The following is a 23,623-nucleotide window of genomic DNA, read 5'->3' on the forward strand; positions in this document are numbered from 1 at the left end:
ACCCTGCAATCCCCGGCTGGCGGATGACGGTTATGATCCCGGAGCGCTACGAGATCAGCAAGCGGCGCGCGGCGCAGCGGATTAGCCAGTAACGGGCCGGACCGGCGGAGCGGGCTTTGTCACGAAACGTTCGAGCACGATTGCTTCGAGGCCGGCCGCGATGTGCCGGGACCCTGGCGATTGCTAAGGCAGATGCCGGCGAAACCGGTCCCCGGGACGAGGATCCTCGCCCCTCCCCCGGTTCGTTCCACGCGCAGGGCCTCGCGCGGGGTTCGCTCCCGCCGGGGACACCCGCGGACCGCGAACCGCCCTATATCTCCGCGGCAGCCCCTGGCCGCGACGGGAGATGCAATCCCTTGACCGACACAGACTACGCCCTCTTCCTCGATTTCGACGGCACCCTCGTGGAGATCGCGCCGCGACCCGACGGGGTCGTGGTGCCGCAGGCCTTGCCGCCCGGGCTGGCGCGGCTGCGCGGCCGCCTCGGCGGGGCGCTGGCCCTGGTGACCGGCCGTCCGATCGCCACCATCGACGGCTTCCTGAACCCGGAGCGCTTCGACGTCGCGGGCCTGCACGGGGTCGAGATGCGCCGCGGCGGGCAGGTGATCGGCGGCGACCCGGCGGCGCATCCCGCCCTGCGCGCCGGCGTCGAGACCCTGCAGCGGGCGGTGGCCGACCTCGACGGCGTGCTGATCGAGGACAAGGGCTGCTCGGTCGCGGTGCATTGGCGCCTCGCCGACGCGGCCGACGCCGCGCGCGCGCAATCCGCGGCCGCCTCCGTCGCCGGCATCCTCGGGGAGGCCTACCGGCTGCAGCAGGGCAAGGCCGTGGCGGAGATCCTGCCGGCCAGCGCCACCAAGGGCCACGCCATCCGGGCCTTCCTGCGCGAGGCGCCCTATGCCGGGCGCCGGGCGATCTTCATCGGCGACGACCTCACCGACGAGAAGGCCTTCGTGCCGGTGAACGAGGATGGCGGCGTCACCATCCGGGTCGGCCCCGGCGAGACGGTGGCCCGCCACCGCGTCGACGATCCGGCGGCGGTGCGGGCGCTGCTCATGAGCTGGGCCGAGGGCGGGACGATCGACCTCGAATCGCTTGCCTCGGCATGACCCTCTCGGCCGCCCCTTTGGCCCGACGGCCTATCCGCCGGCGCGGCAATGCCCTAACTCGATCCCGACGTCACGCACAGGAACGATCCCGTCGATGCGCCGTTCGCCCTTCTTCCTTGTCGGAGCCCTCACGATCGCCATGACCGCCTCAGCCTCCGCCGATTCGTTCGTCACCGCCCCGTCCGGCCTCCAGTACAAGGACGAGGTCGTCGGGACCGGCCCGCAGCCGAAGACCGGCCAGACCGTCAGCGTCCATTATACCGGCTGGCTCTACCAGGACGGCAAGAAGGGCGCGAAGTTCGACAGCTCGCTCGACCGCAAGCAGCCGCTCAACTTCGCGGTCGGCACCGGCCAGGTCATCAAGGGCTGGGACGAGGGCCTGTCGACCATGAAGGTCGGCGGCAAGCGCACCCTGGTGATCCCGCCCGATCTTGGCTACGGCGCCCGCGGCGCCGGCGGCGTGATCCCGCCGAACGCCACGCTGATGTTCGACGTGGAACTGCTCGGCGTGCGCTGACACCCTCCATCGTCAATCCCGGGGCCGCGAAAGCGGAACCCGGGATCCATCGACGATGCATAATGGATTGGACCGCTGATGACCTTATTCGGTACCGTCAGCGGTTACGGATCCCGGGTTCCACTTTCGCGGTCCCGCGATGACACGGAGGGTTCCAGCTCCGTCGGTCGATTCTCGACGGTCCTCAGACCTCCAGCCACTCACGCCGCACCGCCTCGTTGGCGCTGAGCGCCGCCGGCGTGCCCTCGAATACGACGTGGCCGTGGCCCATCACGTAGAGACGCTGCGACAGCTTGAGGGCGATCGTCAGCTTCTGCTCGACCAGCAGCACCGAGACGCCGCGGGCGGCGATCTCGCCGATCATCTCGGCGACGCGGGCGACCATCTGGGGCGACAGGCCCTCGGTCGGCTCGTCGATCATGATGAGGTCCGGGTCGCCCATCAGGGTGCGGCAGATCGTGAGCATCTGCTGCTCGCCGCCCGAGAGTACGCCGCCCGGCGTGTCGATCCGCTCCTCCAGCCGGGGAAACAGCCGGAAGATGTCGGCGTAGGACCAGCGCCCGCCGCGTTTTCCGCTCTTCTCGCCGAGTGCCAGGTTCTGCCGCACCGTGAGCTTGGGGAAGATCGCCCGCTCCTCCGGCACGTAACCGAGGCCCCGGCGGGCGACCGTGTAGGGCTTCAGGCCGGCGATCGGCTGGCCCTTGAAGCGGATCTGCCCGCGGGGCGGCACGTCGCCCATGATCGCCTTCAGGGTGGTGGAGCGCCCGACACCGTTGCGGCCGAGGATCGACACGATCTCGCCGGCCCCGACCCGGAAGCTCACCCCCTGGAGGATGTGGCTCTTGCCGTAATAGGCGTGCAGGTCCTCGACCTCGAGGAGCGCGGGCGCGGCCGAGACCGCCGGCATCGCCAGGGCGGCGCTCACGCGGCCTGCTCCCCGGTGGCGACGCCCAGATAGGCTTCCTGCACGGCGCGGTTCTCCCGGATGCGGGCTGGCGTGTCGGTGGCGATGATCCGGCCGTAGACCAGGACCGAGATGCGGTCGGCGAGCCCGAACACCACCGCCATGTCGTGCTCGACCATCAGGAGCGTGCGCCCGGTCGTGACCTCGCGGATCAGCTGGGTCGCGTGCTCGCTCTCGCTGTGGCTCATCCCGGCCATCGGCTCGTCGAGCAGGATGACCTGGGCGTCGCTGGCGATCGCGATGCCGATCTCCAGGGCCCGCTGCTCGGCATAGGCGAGCAAGCCCGCGGCGATCCCAGCGCGGTGGCCGAGGCGGATGCGGGTCAGGATCTCCTCGGTGCGCTCGGCCACCCCGGGCAGCCCCTCGACCCCGCGCCAGAAGGACGGGCCGTGGCCCATCGCCCGCAGCACGGCGCAGCGCACGTTCTCCCACACGGTGAGCTTGGGGAAGATGTTGGTGACCTGGAAGCTGCGGGCGAGGCCGGCCCGGTTGATCGCCGCCGGGCGCCAGCCGGTGATGTCCCGGCCTTCCAGCTTGATCGTGCCGCTCGTCGGCGCGAAGCGGCCGCTGATCAGGTGGAACAGGGTCGACTTGCCGGCGCCGTTCGGCCCGATGATGGCGTGGCGCTCGCCGGTCGGCACCGACAGGTCGACGCCGTTGATGATCTTGGCCGGGCCGAAGCTCTTGTGGACGCCGGACAGCTCGATCGCGGGACTTGTGCCAGCGGGGTTTTTGCCAGCGGGGTTCATGCCAGCTTCTCCTTGGCGGCGGCGGAGGCCTCGTGCCAGGCGGCGGCGACCCGCGGCAGGACGGCCCGCAGGAGCAGCCCGCCGCCGACCGCCATCGCGCCGGCGACGACCCAGGGCAGGATCTGGGCGGCGTCGAGGGGAATGCCGACGAGACGCATCTCGGTGCCGTCGGAGGCCTTCACCAGCACGCGGAACGCCATCTCGATCAGCGCGATGGTGCCGGCCAGCAGGAGGAGGAGCGGCCCGAGCGCCGTGAGGTAGGCCGGGACCAGGCGGTGCGCGGTGCCCGCGCGCAGGAGCGGGCCGTGCATCAGGGCGAGGCCGGCGATGCCGCCGGGGGCGAACATCACGATGGCGATGAACAGGAGCCCGAAATAGAGCTGCCAGATCTCGGTCAGGTCGCTGAGCGAGACCTGGAGCAGCGTCACCACCACGGCGCCGACGACCGGGCCGATGAAGGTGCCGATGCCGCCGATGAAGGTCGCGAGCAGGACGACGCCGGATTGGTGTACGCCGAGATAGGCCGAGTTGGCGATCTCGAAGTTGATGCCCGCGAGCGCCCCGGCGACGCCGGCGAACATCGCCGAGAGGCAGAAGGCGGTGACCCGGATCGTCTGCGGCTCGTAGCCCAGGAACTCGACCCGCTCCGGGTTCTCCCGCACGGCGTTGCACAGGCGGCCGAGCGGCGTGCGGGTGATGGCGTACATCGCCAGGGCGCAGATCAGGCACCAGGCGGCGATCAGGTAGTAGACCTGGATCTGAGGCCCGAAATTCACGTCGAACAGCCGCAGCATCTTGGTACGGTTGGCGGTGATGCCCTCCTCGCCGCCGAAGAAGCTGTGCAGGATGTGCGAGCCGGAGGAGACCAGCTCGGCGATGCCGAGCGAGATCATGGCGAAGACGGTGCCGGCGCGCTTCGTCGAGATCACCCCGAACAGGATGCCGAAGGCGAGGCCGGCGAGCCCGCCGACGATCGGCATCACCGGCAACGGGATCGGGAGGCGGTTCAACGCCACGAGGTTCATGGCGTGGACGGTGAAGAACGCGCCCAGGCCGTAATAGACCGCGTGCCCGAAGGACAGGAGGCCGGTCTGTCCGAGCAGCATGTTGTAGGAGAGGGAGAACACCACCATGATGCCCATCAGGCTCATCATGGTCAGCGCCGTGCCGCTGGTGAACACGAGGGGCGCGCCGACCAGGATGACGGTCGCGACGATCCAGGGCAGCACCTGGGCGACGAGGCCGGCCCCCCGCGGGCGGATCGATGCGCGGCGGCCCGCCTGCGCGAAGGCCCCGGTCGGCGCGATGTCGGCGAGGTCGCTCATGCTTCGCGGTTCCCGAGCAGGCCGGTCGGCCGCGCGATCAGCACGATGACCAGCAGGAGATAGGGGATGATCGGCCCGATCTGGGCGATCGTCACGTTCCACAGATCACCCAGCACGCCGCCGGACGGTGCCGCGTCGATGCCGAGGGACTGGAGGACGCTGGCGACCGAGACGTCGAGCGAGATGGCGAAGGTCTGCACCAGCCCGATCAGCAGCGAGGCCGCGAAGGCACCGGTCAGCGAGCCGAGGCCCCCCACCACCACGACCACGAACAGGATCGGCCCGAGCAGGCCCGCCATGTTGGCCTGGGTGACCAGCGCCGGCCCGGCGATGACGCCCGCCACGGCGGCGAGGCCGGTGCCGACGCCGAAGACCAGCATGAACACCTTCGGCACGTCGTGGCCGAGCATCGCCACCATGTTGGGATGGGTCAGCGCCGCCTGGATGATCAGCCCGACCCGGGTGCGGGTCAGAACGGCCAGCAGCGCGATGAAGATCGCGACCGAGATCACCAGCATGAACAGCTTGTAGGCCGGGTAGTTGGTGCCGAACACCGTGAAGGCCGGAAAGTCGAGGATGGCCGGCACCCGGTAATCGACCGGCAGCTTGCCCCAGACCATCTGCACCACCTCCTCGATCACGTAGGCGAGGCCGAAGGTGAAGAGGAGTTCCGGCACGTGGCCGTGGCGGTGGACGTTGCGCAGGCCGTAGCGCTCGACGAGCGCGCCGATGCCGCCGACCACGATGGGCGCGGCGACGAGGCCGATCCAGAATCCGGTGAACTTGCTGATCTGGTAGCCGAAGAACGCACCCAGCATGTAGAAGCTGGCATGGGCGAAGTTCAGCACACCCATCATGCTGAAGATCAGGGTCAGGCCGCTCGCCATCAGGAAGAGCAGCATCCCGTAGAGCACGCCGTTCAGCGTCGAGACGATGACGAGTTCGAGCACGCGGGGGTCTCCTGCCGGTGCGGGGCGGGCGGACCGGCGGAGGCCGCCGGCCAAGACTTATCTCGCTCCACCCTTTCCCGGATCTCCTGCCGCCGACGCTCCAGTGGTCCGGGGAAGGGCCGAGGCGTTCTTAGATGAAGCCGAGACGACGCGGCGCCCCGTCGACCGGGGCGCCCCCTTCCCTGCCTTCAGCTCGGCCGGTCCATCTTGCAGGTGGTCGGCAGCAGGGTGTCCTTCGCCTCGACCACGCCGTCGCCGGTCCAGCCCCAGCCGGTATTCTCGCTGTCAAGCACCTTCGAGGTGTCGACCGGGCCGAAGCGCGAGATGTAGATCGGCTGGAAGATCTGATGGTCGTCCGGCCGGATGAAGCTGTCCTTGCCGTAGAGCGTGTCGTTGTGGATCGAGTCCATCGCCTTGGCGATCGCCTTCGGATCGGTCGACTTGGCGGTGAGCGTCGCCTTGGACAGCACGTTCATCAGGTTGACGATGCGCGCGTAGGTGAGCTCCTGGCCGGTCTTGGCGCGGAAGGCAGTCTCGAAGTCGTGGCCGGCCTTGGAGTCGATGTTGGCGTAGCCCTCGGAGATTTGATAGACGTGATCGGGCAGGTTGGCCTGCTTGATCGCCGTCGGCCCGCCGCTGCCGCCGCCGTAATAGGTGTAGAACTTGGCCTGGAGCCCGGCATCGCCGGCGGCCTTGAGCAGGAGCGACATGTCCTGGGCCCAGTTGCCGGTGATCACCGTGTCGGCACCCGAGGCCTTGATCTTGGCGATGTAGGGCGAGAAGTCGTTGACCTTCTGCAGGGGCGCTACCTCGTCGCCGACGATCTGGATGTCGGGCCGCTTCTCCTTCAGCATCGACCGGGCGGCGGCACGCACCGCCTGACCGTGCGAGTAATCCTGATTGATCAAATAGACTTTCTTGATCTCCGGCTTACCCTTAATGTAGTTGGTCAGGGCCGCCATCTTGATGTCGGAATTGGCGTCGAACCGGAAGTGCCAGTAATTGCACTTGGCGTTGGTCAGCGCCGGATCGACCGCGGCATAGTTGAGATACAGGATCTCCTTGCCGGGATTGCGGTCGTTGTACTTGCCGACGAAGTCAATCAGTGCGGCGCCAACCGAGGATCCGTTGCCCTGCACCACCACACGGGCGCCGGAATCGATCGCCTTCTGGAGCTGAACCAGGCTCTCCTGCGGGTTGAGCTTGTTGTCGTAGCCGGTCACCTCGAGCTTCAGGTCGGGGCTTTTGGCGTTGAGCTGGTCGGCCATGAACTGGAAGGTCTTCAGCCCGGCCTCGCCGGTGCTGGCCCCGCCGCCGGAGAGCGGATCGACGAAGGCGATCTTCAGGCTCATCGGCGCGGCGAGCGCAGTCGAGGCCGCCAGGGCCACGAGGCCGGCGGCCGTGATGCGCGCGAGGGTCTTGACCAAGGCGTCCTCCTGGAATGGCGTTCCCGGTTTTTGAACGGCGCGCCGCATTCGGCGTCGCCGGCGGATCCGTGTCCGCCTTGAACGAACACTGCCTCCCGGTCCCGGACGGGTCAAGATGCGAAATTGCGATCCGCATCGCGAAACATGTTGCCGAGGCGGCGTCGCGCCGTCACCTTAGGGCGGTCCCGGATGGCGCCGTCGACGATCGCAAGCCGTCGAAGACCACGGGCCCAACAGCACGGCCGAATCGGGGGAGGCGGCAGCATGGCACAGGCGATGGCGGCGCGCATCGGCGTGACCACTCAGGAACCAGCCGCTCACGGCCCGGCGGAGAGCGAGGAGGGCGACCGGCAGTTCGTCACCGCGCTCGCCCGCGGGCTCCAGGTGCTGCGCGCCTTCGGGGACGCCGCCGAGATGCTGGGCAACCGCGAGATCGCCGCCCGCACCGGCCTGCCGAAGCCCACCGTCTCGCGCCTGACCCACACGCTCCTGTCCCTCGGCTACCTGGTGCACGATCCGGAGGGGGAGCGCTACGGCCTGGGGCCCGCGGTGCTGGCGCTGAGCGCCGCCTTCCTGCGGCAGAACTCCTTCCCGCAGATGGTGCGGCCGTTCCTGCAAGACCTCGCGACGGCGGTGCAGGCCCACGTGGCGCTCGGCCTCCTCGACGGGCTGTCGAGCGTCTACGTCCAGCTCTGGCGCGGCGAGGGCCAGCGCATCGTCCTGTCGAGCGAGGTCGGCTACCGCCTGCCGCTCGCCCGCAGCGCCATGGGCATGGCGACGCTGGCGAGCCTCGGCGAGGCCGAGCGCACCGCCGTCCTCGCCCGCCTGCGCCGCGACGGCGCCGATGCGGCCCGGCTGGACCAGACCTACCGTCGCTGCGCCGGCGAGATCGCCGCGCACGGCTTCTGCGTCGGCATCGGCATCTGGCACCAGGACATCAACGCGGTCGCAGCCCCGCTCCACGCGCCCGGCGGACGAGGCCACTTCGCGGTCAATATCAGCGGCCCCGCCTTCCTGCTCACCGAGGAGGTGCTGCGCCGCGACACCGGCCCGAAGCTGATGGAGACGATCGAGCGCATGCGCGCCCTCGGGATCGTCGATTGAGAGCCTCCATCGCTTATACGAAATCCGACCGATCGCTCGGCGATTGCTGCGCAATCGCGTTCGCGATGCGGATTTCGGCTTCGCGTCGATGCCGCGCGGGCTGGTGATCCTGGTTCCGGAAGTCATCTTCCGGGAGTGGTTTTACCCCTCCCCCAGGCCGGCGAACCACCCGGCATAGGGCGTGTTGCGGGCGAGGTGGCGGGTGTAGTCCGGCGCACCGTCGGTCCACCACGGTGCCCCGCGCTCGCCGAGGCCGTGCTTGGCCGCGTCCACCGCGGCGCGGGCCGCCGCCAGGGCCGCGCCGCCCTCTTGCTTGGCGTCGCGCACCGCGCGGCGGGCCCGCATCAGGTCGTGGACCAGGGCCTCGCGCCGCTCCGGCGCCAGGCCCGGATCGCTGCGCCGCCACAGCCGCCCGCGCACCACGATGTAGCGCCCGTCCGGCGTCACCGGGGCCGGGGGCCGGGCCGTCACCGTAAGCTCCGCGATTGCGCGCAAGGCCTTGAGGCGACGTTAAACCTTCGGGCGCAACCTTGTCGCCGGAAGCGGAGGCCCGTCCTCCTGCCTGGGGGCGTCATGCACATCGTCGTCGTCGATCCGAGCCGGGTCGTGCTCAAGGTCATCAGCGGGCTCCTGACGCCCCGCGGCCATACCGTGGACGCATTCACGGATTCGCGCGAGGCGCTCGATTTCGTCACCGACAACGCGTCGGTCACGGCGCTGATCACCAGCCTCGAGGTGCGGCCGTTGAGCGGCCTCGAACTGTGCTGGTCGGCCCGCCTGCTCGCGGACGCGCACCGCCCGCTCTACATCATCACCATGTCGTCGGCCCGCAACGCCCGCAACCTGGCGGAGGCGCTGGACAGCGGCTCGGACGACTTCATCGACAAGCCGCCGGGCCCGGAGGAGCTCTACGCCCGCCTGCGCGCCGCCGAGCGGATGACCGGGATGCAGCGCGAGCTGATCCGGCTCGCCGAGACCGACGCGCTCACCGGGCTGCTCAACCGCCGCGCTTTCCTGCAGCGGGTCGGCGAGACGGCCGAGCGGGCCGGCGCCCACGGCCGCCTGTCGATGGTCGTCGCCGACATCGACCACTTCAAGGCCATCAACGACCAGCACGGCCACGAGGTCGGCGACACGGCGATCCGCGGCGTCGCCCAGGAGATGCTGTCGGAGGCCGGCGGCATCGCCGGGCGCCTCGGCGGCGAGGAATTCGCCCTGGCGCTCCCCGGGCGCACCCTGGAGGAGGCCGAGGCCGCCGCCGGCCGCCTGCGGCTGCGCTGCACGCAGCTGCGCTTCAAGGGCCAGCGCGGCCCGGTGCAGCTCACCGCGAGCTTCGGCGTCAGCGCCTGGTCGGAGGGCGAAACCGTGGGCGGCCTGCTCAAGCGCGCCGACATCGCGCTCTACGAGGCCAAATCGACCGGCCGCAACCGGGTCGTCTCGGCGGCGACGGACCTGATCCTGGCGCGGGCGGGCTGAATCTCACGCCGACGGTCGTTGAAAACGACCTTCGGCTCCGTTCTCACGTTTTTGGCCAAGCCATTGGAATGGATTCGAAAACTTGAGATGGATCGATGGCCTCGCCCGGCCCGTCGACCGCCGGCGTGAGCGCGAGATCCCTGAACGATGGCGTAGGCGTCGGTACGCCGGCCGTGCCGGGGTCTTACGGTCGCGCTTCGCCACGGCTAACCTCCCCCCATGACCGGAGCCGCGACCATCGGGGTGGAGACGCCTTTCCAGGACGAGGTGACGGCCCTGCTGGCCGAGGCTGAGACGGTCGCGGCGCGGCTCTACCCGGGCGTGCCGCGCCGGGCGATCGGGCCTGAGAGCCTGTCCGCGCCGGGCATCCACGTCATCGTGGCACGGATCGACGGCGCGGCTTTCGGCCTCTGCGCCGTCATCGAGCGGGGCGGCGGCGAGGTCGAGCTGAAGCGCCTGATCGTCGCCGAGGGGGCGCGGGGTCGCGGCGTCGGATCCGCCCTGGTGCAGGGCGCCGAGGCGCTGGCGCGCCGGCTCGGTGCCGGGAGGATCGTACTCGAAGTCGGCGTCGGGAACGAGGAGGCCCGGGCGCTCTATCGCCGGGCGGGCTTCACCCCCCGCGGGCCGTTCCCGCCCTATCAGGCGCTGCCGGTCAGCCTGTTCCTGGAGCGCGCCGTCCCGGCCTGACCCAATGCGGGAAAATACCGAGGCTCCCGTTCCAAACTGGCCCGGATCCGCGGGCCGGGAATCCCCGGCCCCGGGCTGCCCCGCACCCCGCTTCCGCGACATCCCGCCGCGGAGTCGGTCTACCTAGGCACTTCTCCCCTCGGGCGCACGCCCGGCCGGCCCCCGATCCCGTCATGATCGGCGCAGGTCGCTCCAAGTGGAACGGGGCTTGATCGGTCCTGTCCGTAGGCGTGGCGCCTGTATCGCGCCGGGACGGAGAGAAGCGGCATGAATGACGCCGTCAAGGTTCTGATCATCAACGAGCCGTCGGATCTCGGCACCGCCTTCCGGGCGACGCTGGAACACGCTCCGGCCCTGCGGACCGTGGGCGAGGAGGAGCTGGAGGATTCAGGGACACCTTGCGTCGTCCTGGCCTTCGCGCCCGAATTCGGCCCGGCGGACGTCGCGGCGTTGCGCGAGCGGGCGCCGGAGGCCCGCATCCTGGTGGCGTTCCAGGCCGCCGACGCGGCGGAGATCGGCCGCTTCGCCGCGGCGGGCACCGATGCCTTCGTGGCCCGCTGCGCCGCCCCCCAGGACATCTGCGCGACGATCCTGGCGCTCGCCCGCGGCCTGACGCTGCACGAGGGCGATGCCGGGGTCGCAACCCCCGAGGCGATGGCGGCCGAGAGCCTCGGCCTCACCCCGCGGGAGGCCGAGGTGCTGCGCTTCCTCAGCGCCGGGTTCAGCAACAAGGAGGTCGCCCGCCGCCTCACGGTCAGCGTGCGCACGGTCGAGACCCACCGGCTCAACCTGCGGCGCAAGACCAAGACCGGCCGACTCAAGGATCTGGTGCAGCTCGCCCGGCAGATCGGCCTCGCGCCGGTGCTCGAGGGCGAGGCCCGGCCGCTGCGGCGGGTCAACCACGAGGCGCACCGCGCCGTCCCTCATTGAGGGGTGGCGCGGGATCGGGCGGTCCTCATGCGGACCGCCAGGCTGTGTCAGGCGGCCCTGCGGGCCGCTGCCTTGCCGGCCCTGGCGCTCTTGCCGGTCCGGGCACCCCTGTCGGTCTGGGCGCTCTTGCCGGCCTGAACGTTCTTGCCGGCCCGGAAGGCGCCCTTGACCGAGCGTCCTTCCACCGAACCATCCTTGACCGGCACCGCCGCCGTCTCGGCCTCCGCACCCTTCCTGGCCGCCGCGCCCCTGGCGCGCGCAGCCCGGGGAGCCGCCTTCTCCTCCACCCGGGCGAGGCGGCCCTGGAGCAGGCCGAGCACCGCCGTCTCCTCCGGCCGCAGGCGGGCCAGGTCCTCGCGGAGCGCCGCCTGGACCTCGTCCTTGACCTGGAGCAGCAACTCGCCCTCGAGGTAGCAGCCCAGGATTTCCGGGTGGACGTAGCACTTGCGGCAGATGGTCGGCGTGTTGCCGAGCCGCTCGGCCACCCGCTCGATCGCCGCGCGCACGTTGCGCTTGGCCACCGCATGGCTGTCGAATGCCTCGAACTCGCGCAAGGCCATGGCGGCCAGCACCGTGCCCGACCAGGTCCGGAAATCCTTCGCGGTGATGTCGCGCCCGGTGATCTCGCGGAGGTAGGCGTTCACGTCGGCCGAGGTCACGTCGCGCTGCACCCCGTCCTCGTCGAGGTACTGAAACAGCTCCTGGCCGGGCAGGTCCTGGCACGCCTTGACGATCTTCGCCACCCGGCGGTCGTGGATCGCGAGTTCCCAGACCTTGTTGCTCTTGCCCTTGAAGCGGAACGTTAGTTCCTTCCCCTCGATCCGGACATGCGGGTCGCGCAGGGTGGTGAGGCCGTAGCTCTTGTTCTGCTTGGCGTAGTCGTCGTTGCCGACCCGGATCAGGGTGGTTTCGAGAAGGTGCACGACGGTGGCCAGCACCTTCTCGCGGGGCAGGCCGCGTCGACCCATATGCGCCTCGACCGTCGCGCGGAGGCCGGGCAGCGCCTCGGCGAAGCTCATCATGTGGGCGAACTTGGTGCTCTCCCGGGCCTGGCGGAACTCGGGATGGTAGCGGTACTGCTTGCGCCCGCGGGCGTCGCGTCCGGTCGCCTGGATGTGGCCGTTGGCATGGCGGCAGATCCACACGTCGGTATAGGCCGGCGGGATCGCCAGGGCCTTGATCCGCGCCAGCGCCTGCTCGTCGCGAACCTTGGCGCCGCTGGAATCGACGTAGGTGAAGCCGCGCCCGTTGCGCTTGCGGCGGATGCCCGGCTCCTCGTCGCTGACATAGCGCAGGCCCGCCTCGCGGGCGGCGTCGCGGGTGTCGACGCGATCCTCGGCGGCAGGCTCCGCCCTCTCGGGATCCGACAGCATGGGTGTTTCCAACCTCACGGAGTTCCGGTGCGGGTCAACCGGCGCCCGGCCGCGCCGGTTCCTACCGGCGCGGAGTATCGGGCCCATATCTGCGGTCAGGTATCCTCTCGCCGCGCCGCAGGTTAGGGAGGGCGGGACGAAGCGGGAGAGAGCCGGGTGGAGCCACAGGACGCGGCGGGAGACGGGCGCAAGGCACACGTCGTTTTCGTGGTCACCGAGGACTGGTTCTTTGCCTCGCACTTCCTGCCGATGGCCCGCGCCGCCGTGAGCGCCGGTCACCCGGTCTCGGTCGTCACCCGGGTGCGGGCGCATCGCGAGGCCATCGCGGCGACCGGGGCCAGAGTGGTGGAGTTGGAGGCCGAGCGGTCGAGCCTGAACCCGATGGCGGCCGGCTACGCCGCCGGCCAGCTCGCGGCGATCCTGAAGGCCCTCGAGACCGACATCGTCCACTGCATCGCCTTGCGCGGCATCCTGGTGGGCGGCGCGGCGGCGATGCTCGCCGGCATCCCGTCCCGGGTCTACGCGCTGACCGGCCTCGGCCTGATCGGCGCGCGGCAGGACCGGGCCGGGCGCCTCGCCCGCACCGCCCTGCGCCTGCTGATCCGCGGTCCGCTGGAGACGGCGCGCACCCGCTACCTCTTCGAGAACCCGGACGACGCGCGGCTGCTCGGCCTCGATCCCGGAAGCCCGCGCGTCGCAGTGGTCGGCGGCGCCGGGATCGACCCGGAGGCATGGGTGCCGCAGCCGCTGCCGCCCCACCCTCCCCTCAGGATCGCGCTCACCGCCCGGATGCTGTGGTCGAAGGGAATCGACACCGCGGTCGAGGCGGCGCGGCGCGCGAGAGCCGAAGGCGCGAACCTGGAACTCTCGCTCCACGGCGCCCCCGACCCCTCGAACCGCCGCGCCGTTCCGGAGGCCACCCTGCGCGACTGGTCTCGCGACGGAATCACGTGGCACGGCGCCACCGACGACGTCGCCGGGGCGCTGCGCCACGCCCACGTCGCCTGCCTGCCCTCGCGCGGCGGCGAGGGCCTGCCGCGAGCCTTGCTCGAAGCGGCAGCGAGCGGCCGGGCGATCCTCACCACCGACGTGCCGGGCTGCCGGACCCTGGTGCGCGACGGGATCGAGGGGCTGGTCGTGCCGCCGGACGATCCCGCTTCGCTCGCCGCCGCGATGGTGCGGCTTGCCGCCGATCCCGCCCTCGTCGCCCGGATGGGCGCGGCGGCCCGGGCCCGCATCGTCGAGGGCGGCTTCACCGAGGCGGCGGTGACGGACGGCGTGCTCCGTCTCTACGCGGAGCTTGCCTGATGGACCCCGTCGACTTCATCCGCGCCCATACGGCTTTCCGCCAGGTGCCGCACGCCCCGGCGATCCGCCTGCACGTCGCCGACGAGGCGACGGAGCTGTGGGGCCGCACCGAGGAGGAGCTGGGCGAGATCGGCCTGCCGCCGCCGTTCTGGGCCTTCGCCTGGGCCGGCGGGCAGGCACTCGCCGCCTACGTGCTGGAGCATCCCGAAACCGTCGCGGGCGCCCGAATCCTCGACTTCGCCTCCGGCTCAGGCCTCGTCGCCATCGCGGCCGCCATGGCCGGGGCGGCGTCGGTCGAGGCGAGCGACCTCGATCCCTTCGCGCTGGCGGCGATCGGCCTCAACGCGGCCGAGAACGGCGTCGCCGATCGCATCACCGCGAAAGGAGCCGATCTGATCGGCCGCGACGAGGGCTGGGATTGCGTGCTCGCCGCCGACATCTTCTACGAGCGCGACCTCGCCGCGCGGGTCGGGGACTGGCTGGCGGGACTGCACGCCCGCGGCGCCCGGGTGCTGCTCGGCGATCCCGGCCGCGCCTACCTGCCGAAGGACCGGCTGGAGAACCTGGCGACCTACGAGGTACCGGTGACCCGGGCGCTGGAGGATTCCGAGATCAAGCGGACGGGGGTGTGGCGATTCCGGGGGTAAGAGTATCGGTGGCTGGACACTCGTTTCCGCTTCCACCTCTCAAAGTCATCCCGGGCTCCGCTGCGCGGCCCCGGAACGACGTGGAGGATTTCACGTCCGTACGCCCGAACGGCATCGGCACCGAAACCCCTCAATGCGCCGCCTGCTGCTTCGATCGTGCCACGATCTGCGTCGGGTTGACGAAGCGTAGTGCGATCACCAGCCAGACCAGCGTCAGCGCCATGTAGACCACCGCCATCGCGTCGATCGACTGCCCGGCCCGCACGCCGGCGGCGAAGACCGCGTAGTAGAGCGCCACCACCAGGGTCTGGCTCGTCGGCCCGGCGACCAGGAAGGTCAGCTCGAACATCGCGATGGTGCGCACCAGCACCAGCAGCAGGGCGGCCAGGATGCCGGGCAGGAGCAGCGGCAGGAGTACCCGCAGGAAGAGCTGGCGGGTGCCGGCGCCGAAGACCCGGGCCGCCGCCTCGATGCGCGGGTCGATCTGCTCGATGAACGGGATCATCACCAGCACCACGAACGGCACGCTCGGCACGAGGTTGGCCAGCACCACGCCCCAGAGCGTGCCGGCGAGGCCGGCCTGGTAGAGCACCGTGGCGAGCGGGATGCCGTAGGTGATCGGCGGGACGAGCAGCGGCAGCAGGAAGACCAGCATCACCAGCCGCTTGCCCGGAAAGTCGCGCCGCGCCAGCGCGTAGGCCGCCGTGACGCCGAGGAGCCCGGACAGGAACACCACCAGGAACACCACCTGGAGGGTCACCCCCAGCACCTCGCTGAGCTGGAACTCGTCCCAGGCCGAGGCGTACCAGCGGGTGGTGAAACCGAGCGGCAGCCAGGTGCCGAGCCAGCGCGTGGCGAAGGAGTTGAGGACCACCGCGGCGATCATCGCCAGCAGGTTGAGGCAGAACAGCAGCGTGACGGCCCAGACCGCCATCCGCCACAGGCGCGAGCCGAGGCCGGTGTCGCGGATCATCCCTTGGTGCCTCCGACCGGGCCGGTATAGAGGAGCGTGCGCGCCCAGAGCAGGGCCGCCACGATGGCGAGCTGCACCGCGCCCATGATCATCGCGATCGCCGAGGCCAGCGAGTAATCGTATTCCTCGAACGCCGCCTGATAGGCCGCGATCGAGATCACCCGCGTGGCGCCGGCCGGCGCGCCGAGGAGTACCGCGGACGGAAACACCGAGAAGGCCTGGACGAAGGACAGGCAGAAGGTCACGGCGAGGCCCGGCAGGATCAGCGGCAGGATCACCGTCCTGAAGCGCTGCCACGCATTGGCGCCGTGGGTCGCCGCCGCCTGTTCCAGGGCCGGGTCGATGCCCGTGACCGAGGAGAGCGTCAGCAGGAAGGCGAACGGGAAGCCGGTGATGAGCAGCGAGGCGAAGACGCCCCAGTAATTGTTGGTGAGCTTGAGCGGCCCGGCGATCAGCCCGAGCCAGACCAGCGTGCGGTTGAACCAGCCCTGCGGCCCGAGGAAGTTGAGCAGGCCCTCGGCCACCAGCACCGTGCCGAGGGTGATCGGCAGGACCAGGATGGTCGTGAGCAGGCGCTGGCGGCGCATCAGCCGGACCCGGAGCGCGATCGGCACCGCGAGCGCGAGGTTGAGCACGGTCACCGGGAGCGCGAGGCGCAGGGTGGCGCCGATCGTGTCGTAGAGGAACGGGTCGGAGAAGAAGCGGGCGTAGTTCGCCCACCAGGCGCCGGCCTTCGGCTGCAGCGACAGCACCAGACCGTAGGCGAAGGGATAGACGAACAGCCCGAGGATCGCGACGAGCGCCGGCAGCACCAGCAGCGTGGTGCCGTCGAGGCCGCGGGCCGCGAGGCGCACCGGGAGCGGCGGCCGCTCGGACCGGGACGGGGCCGGCGTCGCGGCGGGGAGCGAGGCCGAGGTCACGCGGCCTCCCCGGGGAAGACCAGCACCCGGGGCGAGGCGGCGGCAAGGCGCAGGGTCTCGTCCTGCGCCACCGCCCGGTCGGAGCGGAAGAACAGTTCGGTTCCGTCCGCCGCCACGGCGGTGCCGAAGAAGGCCCGGCCGCGATATTCCACGCTGGCGACCCGGGCCGGCAGGCCCTCGGCCGCGGGGATCAGGTCCTCCGGGCGGATCGAGGCGACGGCCGGCGCGCCGGGATTCAGGGATTCGCGCAAGGTGCCGGCAAGGCGGGTGCCGCAGACCTCGACCTCGGCCCGCTCGCCGCTGACCGCGACCGTGCGCCCGCGCAGGCGATTGCGAAAACCCATGAAGTCGGCGACGTCCGGATGGGCCGGGCGCTCGTAGAGGTCTTCCGGCGTGCCGACCTGGCGGATGCGCCCGTCGCGCATCACCACGATCCGGTCGGCCATCGACAGGGCCTCGTCCTGGTCGTGGGTGACGTAGATCGTGGTCGAGCCGATGGCGTCGTGGATGCGGCGGATCTCGGCCCGCATCTCGAGACGGAGCTTCGCGTCGAGGTTCGACAGCGGCTCGTCCATCAGCACCACCGGGGGCTCGATCACGATCGCCCGGGCGATGGCGACGCGCTGCTGCTGGCCGCCGGACATCTGGCCCGGGAGCTTGGCGGCCTGCGATTGCAGCCGCACCAACGCCAGCGCGTCGTCGACGCGGCGGGCCGCCGCCTCGCCCTTGATGCCCCGCATGGCGAGGCCGAAGCCGACATTTTTCGCCACGTTCATGTGCGGGAAGAGGGCGTAGCTCTGGAACACCATGCCGAAGCCGCGCTCCTCGGGCTTCAGCCGGTCGATGCGGCGCTCGCCGAGATGGATCGCCCCGCCGGTGAGCGGCAGCAGCCCGGCGATGCAGTTGAGCGCCGTCGACTTGCCGCAGCCCGACGGCCCCAGAAGGGCGATGAACTCGCCCCCCTTGATCGTCAGGTCGAGCCCGTCGAGGGCGGTCATCGCGCCGAACCGGCGGCTCAGGCCGCTCAACCGCAGGTCCTGCGGCGCCTCGTGATGGCGTGCCATCGGTGTCCTCTCCTGCCGCACCCTCTGTCCGGGCCCCAGGCGGGTGTTAGCGCTTCTTGCCGGAGCCGACCTGCTCGTCCCAGCGGCGGAAGGCCACCACCATCCTGTCGGCGTCGAGCGGCATCTCGATCGGGTGGTCGGCGATCATCCTGTCGTATTCCGGCCGGCCGAATTCCTTGAGCGCCGCGCGGCTCTCCGGCGGGGCCATGTCGAGGGTGACGCCCTTCACGGCGGGGCCGGGATAGAAGTAGCCCTCGTCGTAGGTGTAGGCCTGCTGCGCCGGCTGGAGCAGGAACGCCATCAGGTCGAGGATGACCGCCAGCTTCTCGTCCGGCACGCCCTTCGGCACCGCCATGTAGTGGGCGTCGGCCACCCAGCGGAAGTTCTTGAGCGCCCCGACCTTGGCCTCGGCCGGCACGACGCCGAGAACCCGCGGGTTGATGTCCCAGCCGGTCGTCGAGACGACGATGTCGCGGCTGCCCTCGCCGAGCTCCTTCATCGTCTGCGAAGTACCGCCCGGATAGTAATCGACCGTCTCGCCGATCGCCGTCAGGTACTCCCAGGTCTTGTCCCAGCCCTTGGCCGGGTCGGCCGGATCCTTGTCGCCGAGGATGTAGGGCAGGCCCATGATCCAGGTGCGGCCCGGGCCGGAATTGGCCGGACGGGCATACATGAACTTGCCCTTGTTCTGGCGCGCCCAGGCCAGAAGCTCTTCCGCCGTGGTCGGCACCGTCTTCACCCGGTCGGGCATGTACTCGATCAACGGGCCGGACGGGTACCAGGCGACGCACAGGCCCTGGTCCTGCGCGAGGCCGTTCAGCCGGAGCGCGGCGGGCTGGTAGATGTCGGCGGGCTTCGGCAACTGGCCGGCATGGGGCTTGAGGTCGACCCACAGCTTCTGCTCGATGCCGGCGGCGATGCCGTCGGTGCCGGTGAGCACGAGGTCGATGTCGACCCGGCCGGCGGCCTGCTGCGCCTTGAGCTTCGAGGGCAGTTCCGGCGCCGGCGCCTTGGTGAAGGCGAAGCGCGAGACCACGCCGGGCCGCGCCCGGCGATAGCCTTCGATCGCCTTCTGGGTCAGGGCGAGGTTGCCCGCCACGTCGACCACCGTGACGACGACGGGGGATTTGGGCAGGGGGAGTTGCGCGAAAGCCCGGCCCGAGAGGCCGAGACCCATCCCGGCGGCGAGACTCGCGACCGCTCCGCGGCGTGTGATCGTCATGTTTCCCCCCGTTCCCGCCGCGCGCGCGGCCCGAGCGTCGGGCTCTGGCGGCCCGTGTCGTGCGCAGCATTGGTGCACTAATATTTTAGCGCGTCAAGCCTGTGACGATCCGCGTGACGCTCCGCCAAGCGCCACGCGACAACAGTCGGGAGGGTCACCGTCGATACGGCAAAACCGGCAGACACCAAGGCGCGGCTTCGTCGCCGCTCCCTGTCACGGACGACTGAAGCGAAGCGGAGGAAGATCCGGGATCAAGGGAGACGGCTGACGAGGAAGATCGGCGACCTTAACACGCTGCCCGCCTACGGCACCGACCGCCCGATCGCCACCGGATCGACCGAGACCTCCTGCTTGAGGGTGCGCAGCGCGAAGACCGAGCGCGACTGCCGGATGCCGCGGAGCCGGTACAGCTTCTCGCGCAGGAAGCGCTCGTAATGCGCGGTGCCGCTGACCGCGACCTTGATGATGTAATCGTATTCGCCGCTCACCAGATGCGCCTCCAGCACCTCCGGGATGCGCAGGATCTCGATGCCGAAGGCCTCCAGCACCGAGTCGTCGTGCTTGTCGAGGGTGACCTCGACGAAGACCACGTCGGGCAAGCCGAGCGCCCGGTGGTCGAGCAGAGCCACGTAATCGCGGATCAGCCCCGCCTCCTCCAGGCGGCGCAGCCGCGTCCAGCACGGCGATTGCGACAAGCCGACCCGCTCGGCAAGCGCCGCGATGGTCAGCCGCCCGTCGGCCCGCAGCGCACCGAGGATCTTGCGGTCGATCTCGTCGAGCCGGTGCGGCTCGGCGCCTCTCGGAAGGTCCGGCGTGCGCGCAGAACGCCTGTTCGGTGTTTCGCCCTTCGGGGCCATCGCGTGTTCTCCGGTAGCCCGTTTTAGCGTCGAAAATCGGCGAGGACCATCCGGCCGGACCGGGCTACAGTCGGGGAAATCAAGCGTCGCGGGAGGACGCGCAATGGCTCTTGACCGAGGGCACCTCATCCGGATCCGAACCCGGATCGCGCACGTCGCCGACGGCGCGACGCAGGGGCTCGGCAAGGGCGCGCGCACCGGCACCCCCGCCCGCACCCTCGACGCCGACGGCGCCGTCCCCGCCGCCCCCTTCGCGCGCCGCCGTCCGGCGGTGGTCGAGGCGCAGGTCGGCCGTTCCTCCGCCTGATCCGCCGGTCGTCCCCGGAAGTCCCGTCTGCGACCCCTCTCCCCAAGGGCCTCGACCATGCCGCCTGATCCCCTGAGCCTTCAGCACCCCTTGAGTCTTCATGTGCCGGAGCCCGCCGTCCGTCCCGGCGGCAATCCGAGCTTCTCCGACCTCGACATCCCCGAGGCCGGCGCGGTCCGCCGTCCCCCGGTCGACGTGGCGGCGGCCGAGATCCGCGACCTCGCCTACACGCTGATCCGGGTGCTCGACACGGAGGGCAACGCGGTCGGCCCCTGGGCTGGCTCGCTCACTGACGAGGAGCTGCTCGCGGGCCTGCGCGACATGATGAAGCTGCGCGCCTTCGATGCCCGCATGCTGATGGCCCAGCGCCAGGGCAAGACCTCGTTCTACATGCAGCATCTCGGCGAGGAGGCGGTGAGCACCGCCTTCCGCCGGGCACTCCAGCCCGGCGACATGAACTTCCCGACCTATCGCCAGGCGGGCCTCCTCATCGCCGGCGACTATCCGCTCGTCGACATGATGTGCCAGATCTACTCCAACGAGAACGATCCGCTGCACGGCCGGCAATTGCCGGTGATGTACTCGTCGAAGGACCACGGCTTCTTCTCGATCTCCGGCAACCTCGCGACCCAGTACGTCCAGGCCGTCGGCTGGGCGATGGCCTCGGCGATCAAGAACGACACGAAGATCGCCGCCGCCTGGATCGGCGACGGCTCGACCGCGGAATCGGATTTTCACGCGGCGCTCGTCTTCGCCTCGACCTACCGGGCGCCGGTGGTGCTCAACGTCGTCAACAACCAGTGGGCGATCTCGACCTTCCAGGGCTTCGCCCGCGGCGGCTCCTCGACCTTCGCGGCGCGGGGCCACGGCTTCGGCATCCCGGCTCTGCGGGTCGACGGCAACGACTACCTCGCCGTCCACGCGGTGGCGAAATGGGCGGTGGAGCGGGCGCGGCGCAATCTCGGGCCGACCCTCGTCGAATACGTCACCTACCGGGCCGGCGCGCACTCGACCTCCGACGACCCCTCCGCCTACCGGCCGAAGACCGAGTTCGATGCCTGGCCGCTGGGCGACCCGGTCAGGCGCCTGAAGGATCACCTGATCGCCCGCGGCGCCTGGTCGGAGGAGCGCCACCGCCAGGGCGAGGCCGAGATCCTCGACGAGGTCGTGGCGGCGCAACGCGAGGCCGAGACCCACGGCACGCTGCATGCCGGCGGCAAGCCGTCCCCGCGCGACATGTTCGAAGGAGTGTTTGCCGAGATGCCCCCTCACCTGCGCCGTCAGCGCCAGCAGGCGGGGTACTGACATGCCGCGCCGCACGATGATCGAGGCCATCCGCGACGCGATGGCCGTGGCGATGGAGCGCGACGACGACGTGGTCGTGTTTGGCGAAGATGTCGGCTATTTCGGCGGCGTCTTCCGCTGCACCCAAGGCTTGCAGGCCCGCTTCGGCAAGAGCCGCTGCTTCGACGCGCCGATCAACGAATTGGGCATCGTCGGCGCCGCCGTCGGCATGGCCGCCTACGGGCTGAAGCCCTGCGTGGAAATTCAGTTCGCCGACTACATGTACCCGGCCTACGACCAGATCGTATCCGAGGCCGCACGCCTGCGCTACCGCTCCGGCGGCCAGTTCACCGCCCCGATCGTGGTGCGGATGCCGACCGGCGGCGGCATCTTCGGCGGCCAGACCCACAGCCAGAGCCCCGAGGCCCTGTTCACCCACGTGGCGGGCCTGAAGACCGTGGTGCCGTCGAACCCCTACGATGCCAAGGGCCTCCTGATCGCCGCGATCGAGGATCCGGACCCGGTGATCTTCCTGGAGCCGAAGCGCCTCTATAACGGCCCCTTCGACGGCCATCACGACCGGCCGGTGACCCCGTGGGCCCGCCACGACCTCGGCGAGGTGCCGGACGGGCACTACACCGTGCCGCTCGGCAAGGCGGCGATCCGGCGCGAGGGCGCGGCCGTGACGGTTCTGGCCTACGGCACCATCGTGCACGTCGCCGAGGCCGCGGCGGCCGAGACGGGGATCGATGCCGAGGTGATCGACCTGAGGACGCTGCTGCCCCTCGACATGGAGACGATCGAGGCCTCGGTGCGCAAGACCGGGCGCTGCGTCATCGCCCACGAGGCGACCCTGACCTCGGGCTTCGGCGCCGAACTCGCGGCGCTGGTGCAGGAATCCTGCTTCTACCACCTGGAGGCGCCGATCGTCCGGGTCGCCGGCTGGGACACGCCCTACCCGCACGCCCAGGAATGGGCCTATTTCCCGGGCCCCGAGCGCGTCGGCCGGGCCCTTCGCGCCGCGCTGGAGGGCTGAGACATGGGCTTTCGCATCGTCAAGCTCCCGGATATCGGCGAGGGCGTGGCCGAGGCCGAGGTCTCGGCCTGGCACGTCAAGGTCGGCGACGTGGTCCGCGAGGACCAACCGCTCGCCGACGTGATGACCGACAAGGCCACCGTCGAGATCCCCTCGCCGGTGAGCGGCACCGTGGCGGCGCTCGGGGCCGAGGCCGGCCAGATGCTGGCGGTCGGCGCCGAGCTGGTGCGGCTGGAGATCGAGGGCGGGGAGGCCGCACCCGCCTCGACCCCGGATGCGGGCGTCGCGGTGGCGCCCGAGGTCGCGAAGGCGCAGGACGCGGCTTCCGGCCAATCCGCCGCGGCCCTGGTCCCGGCTGCGGACGGCCTGGAGCCGGCCCAGCCTGCGCCGGCCCCGAAACCCGCCGCCGCACCGAAGCCGGCCGAGCCGCCGAGACCCGTAGCGGCGAAGCCCGCGGCCCCTGCCCCGCGCCCCGCCGCGGCGGCGCCCTCCTCCGGTCCGCCCCGCCCGTCCGGCGAGAAGCCGGTCGCCTCGCCGGCCGTGCGTCGCCGGGCGCTGGAGGCCGGCATCGACCTGCGCCAAGTGCGCGGCACCGGGCCGGCCGGCCGCATCGGCCATGACGACCTCGACGCCTTCCTGAACGCCCCGCCGGAGGACGCGGCCCCCGCTCCCGCAGGCCGGGCCCCGCGGACGGGCGTCGAGGAGATCAAGGTCATCGGCCTGCGCCGGCGCATCGCCCAGCGCATGGCCGATGCCAAGCGCCGCGTCGCCCACTTCTCCTACGTCGAGGAGGTCGACGTGACTGCGGTGGAGGAATTGCGCGCCGCCCTCAACCAGCGCCACGGCGCGAGCCGGCCGAAGCTGACCCTGATCCCGTTCCTGGTCCAGGCCCTGGTGCGCGCCCTGCCGGACTTCCCGCAGATGAACGCCCACTACGACGACGAGGCGGAGGTGATCCATCGCCATGCCGGCATCCATGTCGGCATCGCCACCCAGACGCCGTCGGGCCTGATGGTGCCGGTGCTCCGCCACGCCGAGACCCGGGACGTCTGGAATTCGGCGGCCGAGGTGCGCCGCCTCGCCGAGGCCGCCCGCAACGGGCTCGCCGCCCGCGACGAGCTGTCGGGCTCGACCATCACCATCACGTCGCTCGGCGCGCTCGGCGGGATCGTGACGACGCCAGTGATCAACCGGCCGGAAGTGGCGATCATCGGCGTCAACAAGCAGGTGATGCGCCCGCTCTGGCGCGACGGCGCCTTCGTGCCGCGCCTGACGATGAACCTCTCGGCGTCCTTCGATCACCGGGTGGTCGACGGCTACGACGCCGCCCTGTTCGTGCAGGCGCTCAAGGGCCTGCTCGAGACGCCCGCGACTTTGTTCATGGAGGCCTAACC

24 protein-coding genes are annotated in these 23,623 nt (G+C 70.7%); 12 read left to right on the forward strand and 12 right to left on the reverse strand.

What is annotated here, in order from left to right; genetic code table 11:
• Positions 1-356 precede the first annotated feature (356 nt).
• Together otsB and G4G93_RS19225 are read left to right on the forward strand one after the other, a co-directional pair.
• Positions 357-1,109: a trehalose-phosphatase gene (gene otsB, locus G4G93_RS19220; protein WP_165086401.1), complete on the forward strand. Its 753-nt coding sequence runs from the start codon at positions 357-359 to the stop codon at positions 1,107-1,109.
• Between the two features lie 94 nt (positions 1,110-1,203).
• Complete coding sequence (locus tag G4G93_RS19225; RefSeq protein ID WP_165086402.1) at positions 1,204-1,626, forward strand: FKBP-type peptidyl-prolyl cis-trans isomerase; 423 nt, start codon at positions 1,204-1,206, stop codon at positions 1,624-1,626.
• A gap of 184 nt (positions 1,627-1,810) precedes the next feature.
• Here the strand turns inward: G4G93_RS19225 and G4G93_RS19230 are convergent, their stop codons facing one another.
• The 5 genes from G4G93_RS19230 to G4G93_RS19250 form a co-directional block, all read right to left on the reverse strand.
• Entirely contained in the window at positions 1,811-2,533 is a 723-nt protein-coding gene (locus G4G93_RS19230) for an ABC transporter ATP-binding protein (protein WP_165086604.1), read from the reverse strand.
• 14 nt (positions 2,534-2,547) lie between these two features.
• The gene (locus G4G93_RS19235; protein ID WP_165086404.1) at positions 2,548-3,339 is read right to left on the reverse strand and encodes an ABC transporter ATP-binding protein; all 792 of its coding nucleotides are present in this window, start codon (positions 3,337-3,339) and stop codon (positions 2,548-2,550) included.
• Entirely contained in the window at positions 3,336-4,664 is a 1,329-nt protein-coding gene (locus G4G93_RS19240; RefSeq protein WP_165086405.1) for a branched-chain amino acid ABC transporter permease, read from the reverse strand. The genes G4G93_RS19235 and G4G93_RS19240 overlap by 4 nt, the downstream gene beginning before the upstream one ends.
• On the reverse strand, positions 4,661-5,614 hold the full coding sequence (locus tag G4G93_RS19245; protein WP_165086406.1) for a branched-chain amino acid ABC transporter permease: 954 nt from the start codon (positions 5,612-5,614) through the stop codon (positions 4,661-4,663). Before G4G93_RS19245 ends, G4G93_RS19240 begins: the two co-directional genes overlap by 4 nt.
• A 188-nt stretch (positions 5,615-5,802) precedes the next feature.
• Positions 5,803-7,041, reverse strand: coding sequence for a branched-chain amino acid ABC transporter substrate-binding protein (locus tag G4G93_RS19250; protein ID WP_246736887.1), 1,239 nt, complete (start codon positions 7,039-7,041; stop codon positions 5,803-5,805).
• 264 nt (positions 7,042-7,305) lie between these two features.
• Here G4G93_RS19250 and G4G93_RS19255 point away from each other — a divergent pair, with 264 nt between their 5' ends.
• Positions 7,306-8,145 carry an IclR family transcriptional regulator gene (locus tag G4G93_RS19255; protein WP_165086409.1) on the forward strand — a complete coding sequence of 280 codons (840 nt, stop codon included), beginning with the start codon at positions 7,306-7,308 and terminating at the stop codon, positions 8,143-8,145.
• 141 nt (positions 8,146-8,286) lie between these two features.
• On the opposite strand, the gene G4G93_RS19260 is transcribed toward G4G93_RS19255, so the two are convergent.
• Positions 8,287-8,616 carry a hypothetical protein gene (locus tag G4G93_RS19260; protein WP_165086411.1) on the reverse strand — a complete coding sequence of 110 codons (330 nt, stop codon included), beginning with the start codon at positions 8,614-8,616 and terminating at the stop codon, positions 8,287-8,289.
• A gap of 102 nt (positions 8,617-8,718) precedes the next feature.
• Here G4G93_RS19260 and G4G93_RS19265 point away from each other — a divergent pair, with 102 nt between their 5' ends.
• The 3 genes from G4G93_RS19265 (at position 8,719) to G4G93_RS19275 (ending at position 11,238) form a co-directional block, all read left to right on the forward strand.
• Positions 8,719-9,621 carry a diguanylate cyclase domain-containing protein gene (locus G4G93_RS19265; RefSeq protein WP_165086412.1) on the forward strand — a complete coding sequence of 301 codons (903 nt, stop codon included), beginning with the start codon at positions 8,719-8,721 and terminating at the stop codon, positions 9,619-9,621.
• Between the two features lie 219 nt (positions 9,622-9,840).
• A complete protein-coding gene (locus G4G93_RS19270; protein WP_165086414.1) occupies positions 9,841-10,308 on the forward strand; it encodes an N-acetyltransferase in 468 nt (155 codons plus the stop codon).
• A 267-nt stretch (positions 10,309-10,575) separates the two neighbouring features.
• Positions 10,576-11,238: a response regulator transcription factor gene (locus G4G93_RS19275; protein WP_165086416.1), complete on the forward strand. Its 663-nt coding sequence runs from the start codon at positions 10,576-10,578 to the stop codon at positions 11,236-11,238.
• 47 nt (positions 11,239-11,285) lie between these two features.
• Here the strand turns inward: G4G93_RS19275 and G4G93_RS19280 are convergent, their stop codons facing one another.
• A complete protein-coding gene (locus G4G93_RS19280; protein ID WP_165086417.1) occupies positions 11,286-12,611 on the reverse strand; it encodes a DNA topoisomerase IB in 1,326 nt (441 codons plus the stop codon).
• A 156-nt stretch (positions 12,612-12,767) separates the two neighbouring features.
• Between G4G93_RS19280 and G4G93_RS19285 the strand changes: the two genes are divergently transcribed.
• Positions 12,768-13,919, forward strand: coding sequence for a glycosyltransferase (locus tag G4G93_RS19285; protein WP_165086419.1), 1,152 nt, complete (start codon positions 12,768-12,770; stop codon positions 13,917-13,919).
• A complete protein-coding gene (locus G4G93_RS19290; protein ID WP_165086421.1) occupies positions 13,919-14,566 on the forward strand; it encodes a class I SAM-dependent methyltransferase in 648 nt (215 codons plus the stop codon). Before G4G93_RS19285 ends, G4G93_RS19290 begins: the two co-directional genes overlap by 1 nt.
• 130 nt (positions 14,567-14,696) lie before the next feature.
• Here the strand turns inward: G4G93_RS19290 and G4G93_RS19295 are convergent, their stop codons facing one another.
• The 5 genes from G4G93_RS19295 to G4G93_RS19315 all read right to left on the reverse strand — a co-directional run bounded on the left by G4G93_RS19295 (position 14,697) and on the right by G4G93_RS19315 (position 19,602).
• Positions 14,697-15,539: an ABC transporter permease gene (locus tag G4G93_RS19295; protein WP_165086423.1), complete on the reverse strand. Its 843-nt coding sequence runs from the start codon at positions 15,537-15,539 to the stop codon at positions 14,697-14,699.
• Complete coding sequence (locus G4G93_RS19300; RefSeq protein WP_165086605.1) at positions 15,536-16,393, reverse strand: ABC transporter permease; 858 nt, start codon at positions 16,391-16,393, stop codon at positions 15,536-15,538. The genes G4G93_RS19295 and G4G93_RS19300 overlap by 4 nt, the downstream gene beginning before the upstream one ends.
• Before the next feature lie 62 nt (positions 16,394-16,455).
• Positions 16,456-17,523, reverse strand: coding sequence for an ABC transporter ATP-binding protein (locus G4G93_RS19305; RefSeq protein ID WP_165086425.1), 1,068 nt, complete (start codon positions 17,521-17,523; stop codon positions 16,456-16,458).
• Between the two features lie 46 nt (positions 17,524-17,569).
• Positions 17,570-18,745: an ABC transporter substrate-binding protein gene (locus G4G93_RS19310; protein WP_165086427.1), complete on the reverse strand. Its 1,176-nt coding sequence runs from the start codon at positions 18,743-18,745 to the stop codon at positions 17,570-17,572.
• 302 nt (positions 18,746-19,047) lie between these two features.
• A complete protein-coding gene (locus G4G93_RS19315; RefSeq protein ID WP_165086429.1) occupies positions 19,048-19,602 on the reverse strand; it encodes an Lrp/AsnC family transcriptional regulator in 555 nt (184 codons plus the stop codon).
• A gap of 103 nt (positions 19,603-19,705) precedes the next feature.
• On the opposite strand from G4G93_RS19315, the gene G4G93_RS19320 reads away from it, so the two are divergent.
• The 4 genes from G4G93_RS19320 to G4G93_RS19335 are packed head-to-tail and all read left to right on the forward strand — an operon-like array spanning position 19,706 to position 23,621.
• Positions 19,706-19,909 carry a hypothetical protein gene (locus G4G93_RS19320; RefSeq protein WP_165086431.1) on the forward strand — a complete coding sequence of 68 codons (204 nt, stop codon included), beginning with the start codon at positions 19,706-19,708 and terminating at the stop codon, positions 19,907-19,909.
• A gap of 57 nt (positions 19,910-19,966) precedes the next feature.
• Positions 19,967-21,214 carry a 3-methyl-2-oxobutanoate dehydrogenase (2-methylpropanoyl-transferring) subunit alpha gene (locus G4G93_RS19325; RefSeq protein WP_165086432.1) on the forward strand — a complete coding sequence of 416 codons (1,248 nt, stop codon included), beginning with the start codon at positions 19,967-19,969 and terminating at the stop codon, positions 21,212-21,214.
• Between the two features lies 1 nt (position 21,215).
• Positions 21,216-22,229, forward strand: a complete 1,014-nt coding sequence (locus G4G93_RS19330; protein WP_165086434.1) for an alpha-ketoacid dehydrogenase subunit beta — start codon at positions 21,216-21,218, stop codon at positions 22,227-22,229.
• Between the two features lie 3 nt (positions 22,230-22,232).
• Complete coding sequence (locus tag G4G93_RS19335; protein ID WP_165086436.1) at positions 22,233-23,621, forward strand: dihydrolipoamide acetyltransferase family protein; 1,389 nt, start codon at positions 22,233-22,235, stop codon at positions 23,619-23,621.
• The last annotated feature ends 2 nt before the right edge of the window (positions 23,622-23,623 follow it).

Origin of the sequence: Methylobacterium sp. DB0501, from assembly GCF_011043735.1 — a bacterium.
Lineage (GTDB): Bacteria > Pseudomonadota > Alphaproteobacteria > Rhizobiales > Beijerinckiaceae > Methylobacterium > Methylobacterium alsaeris.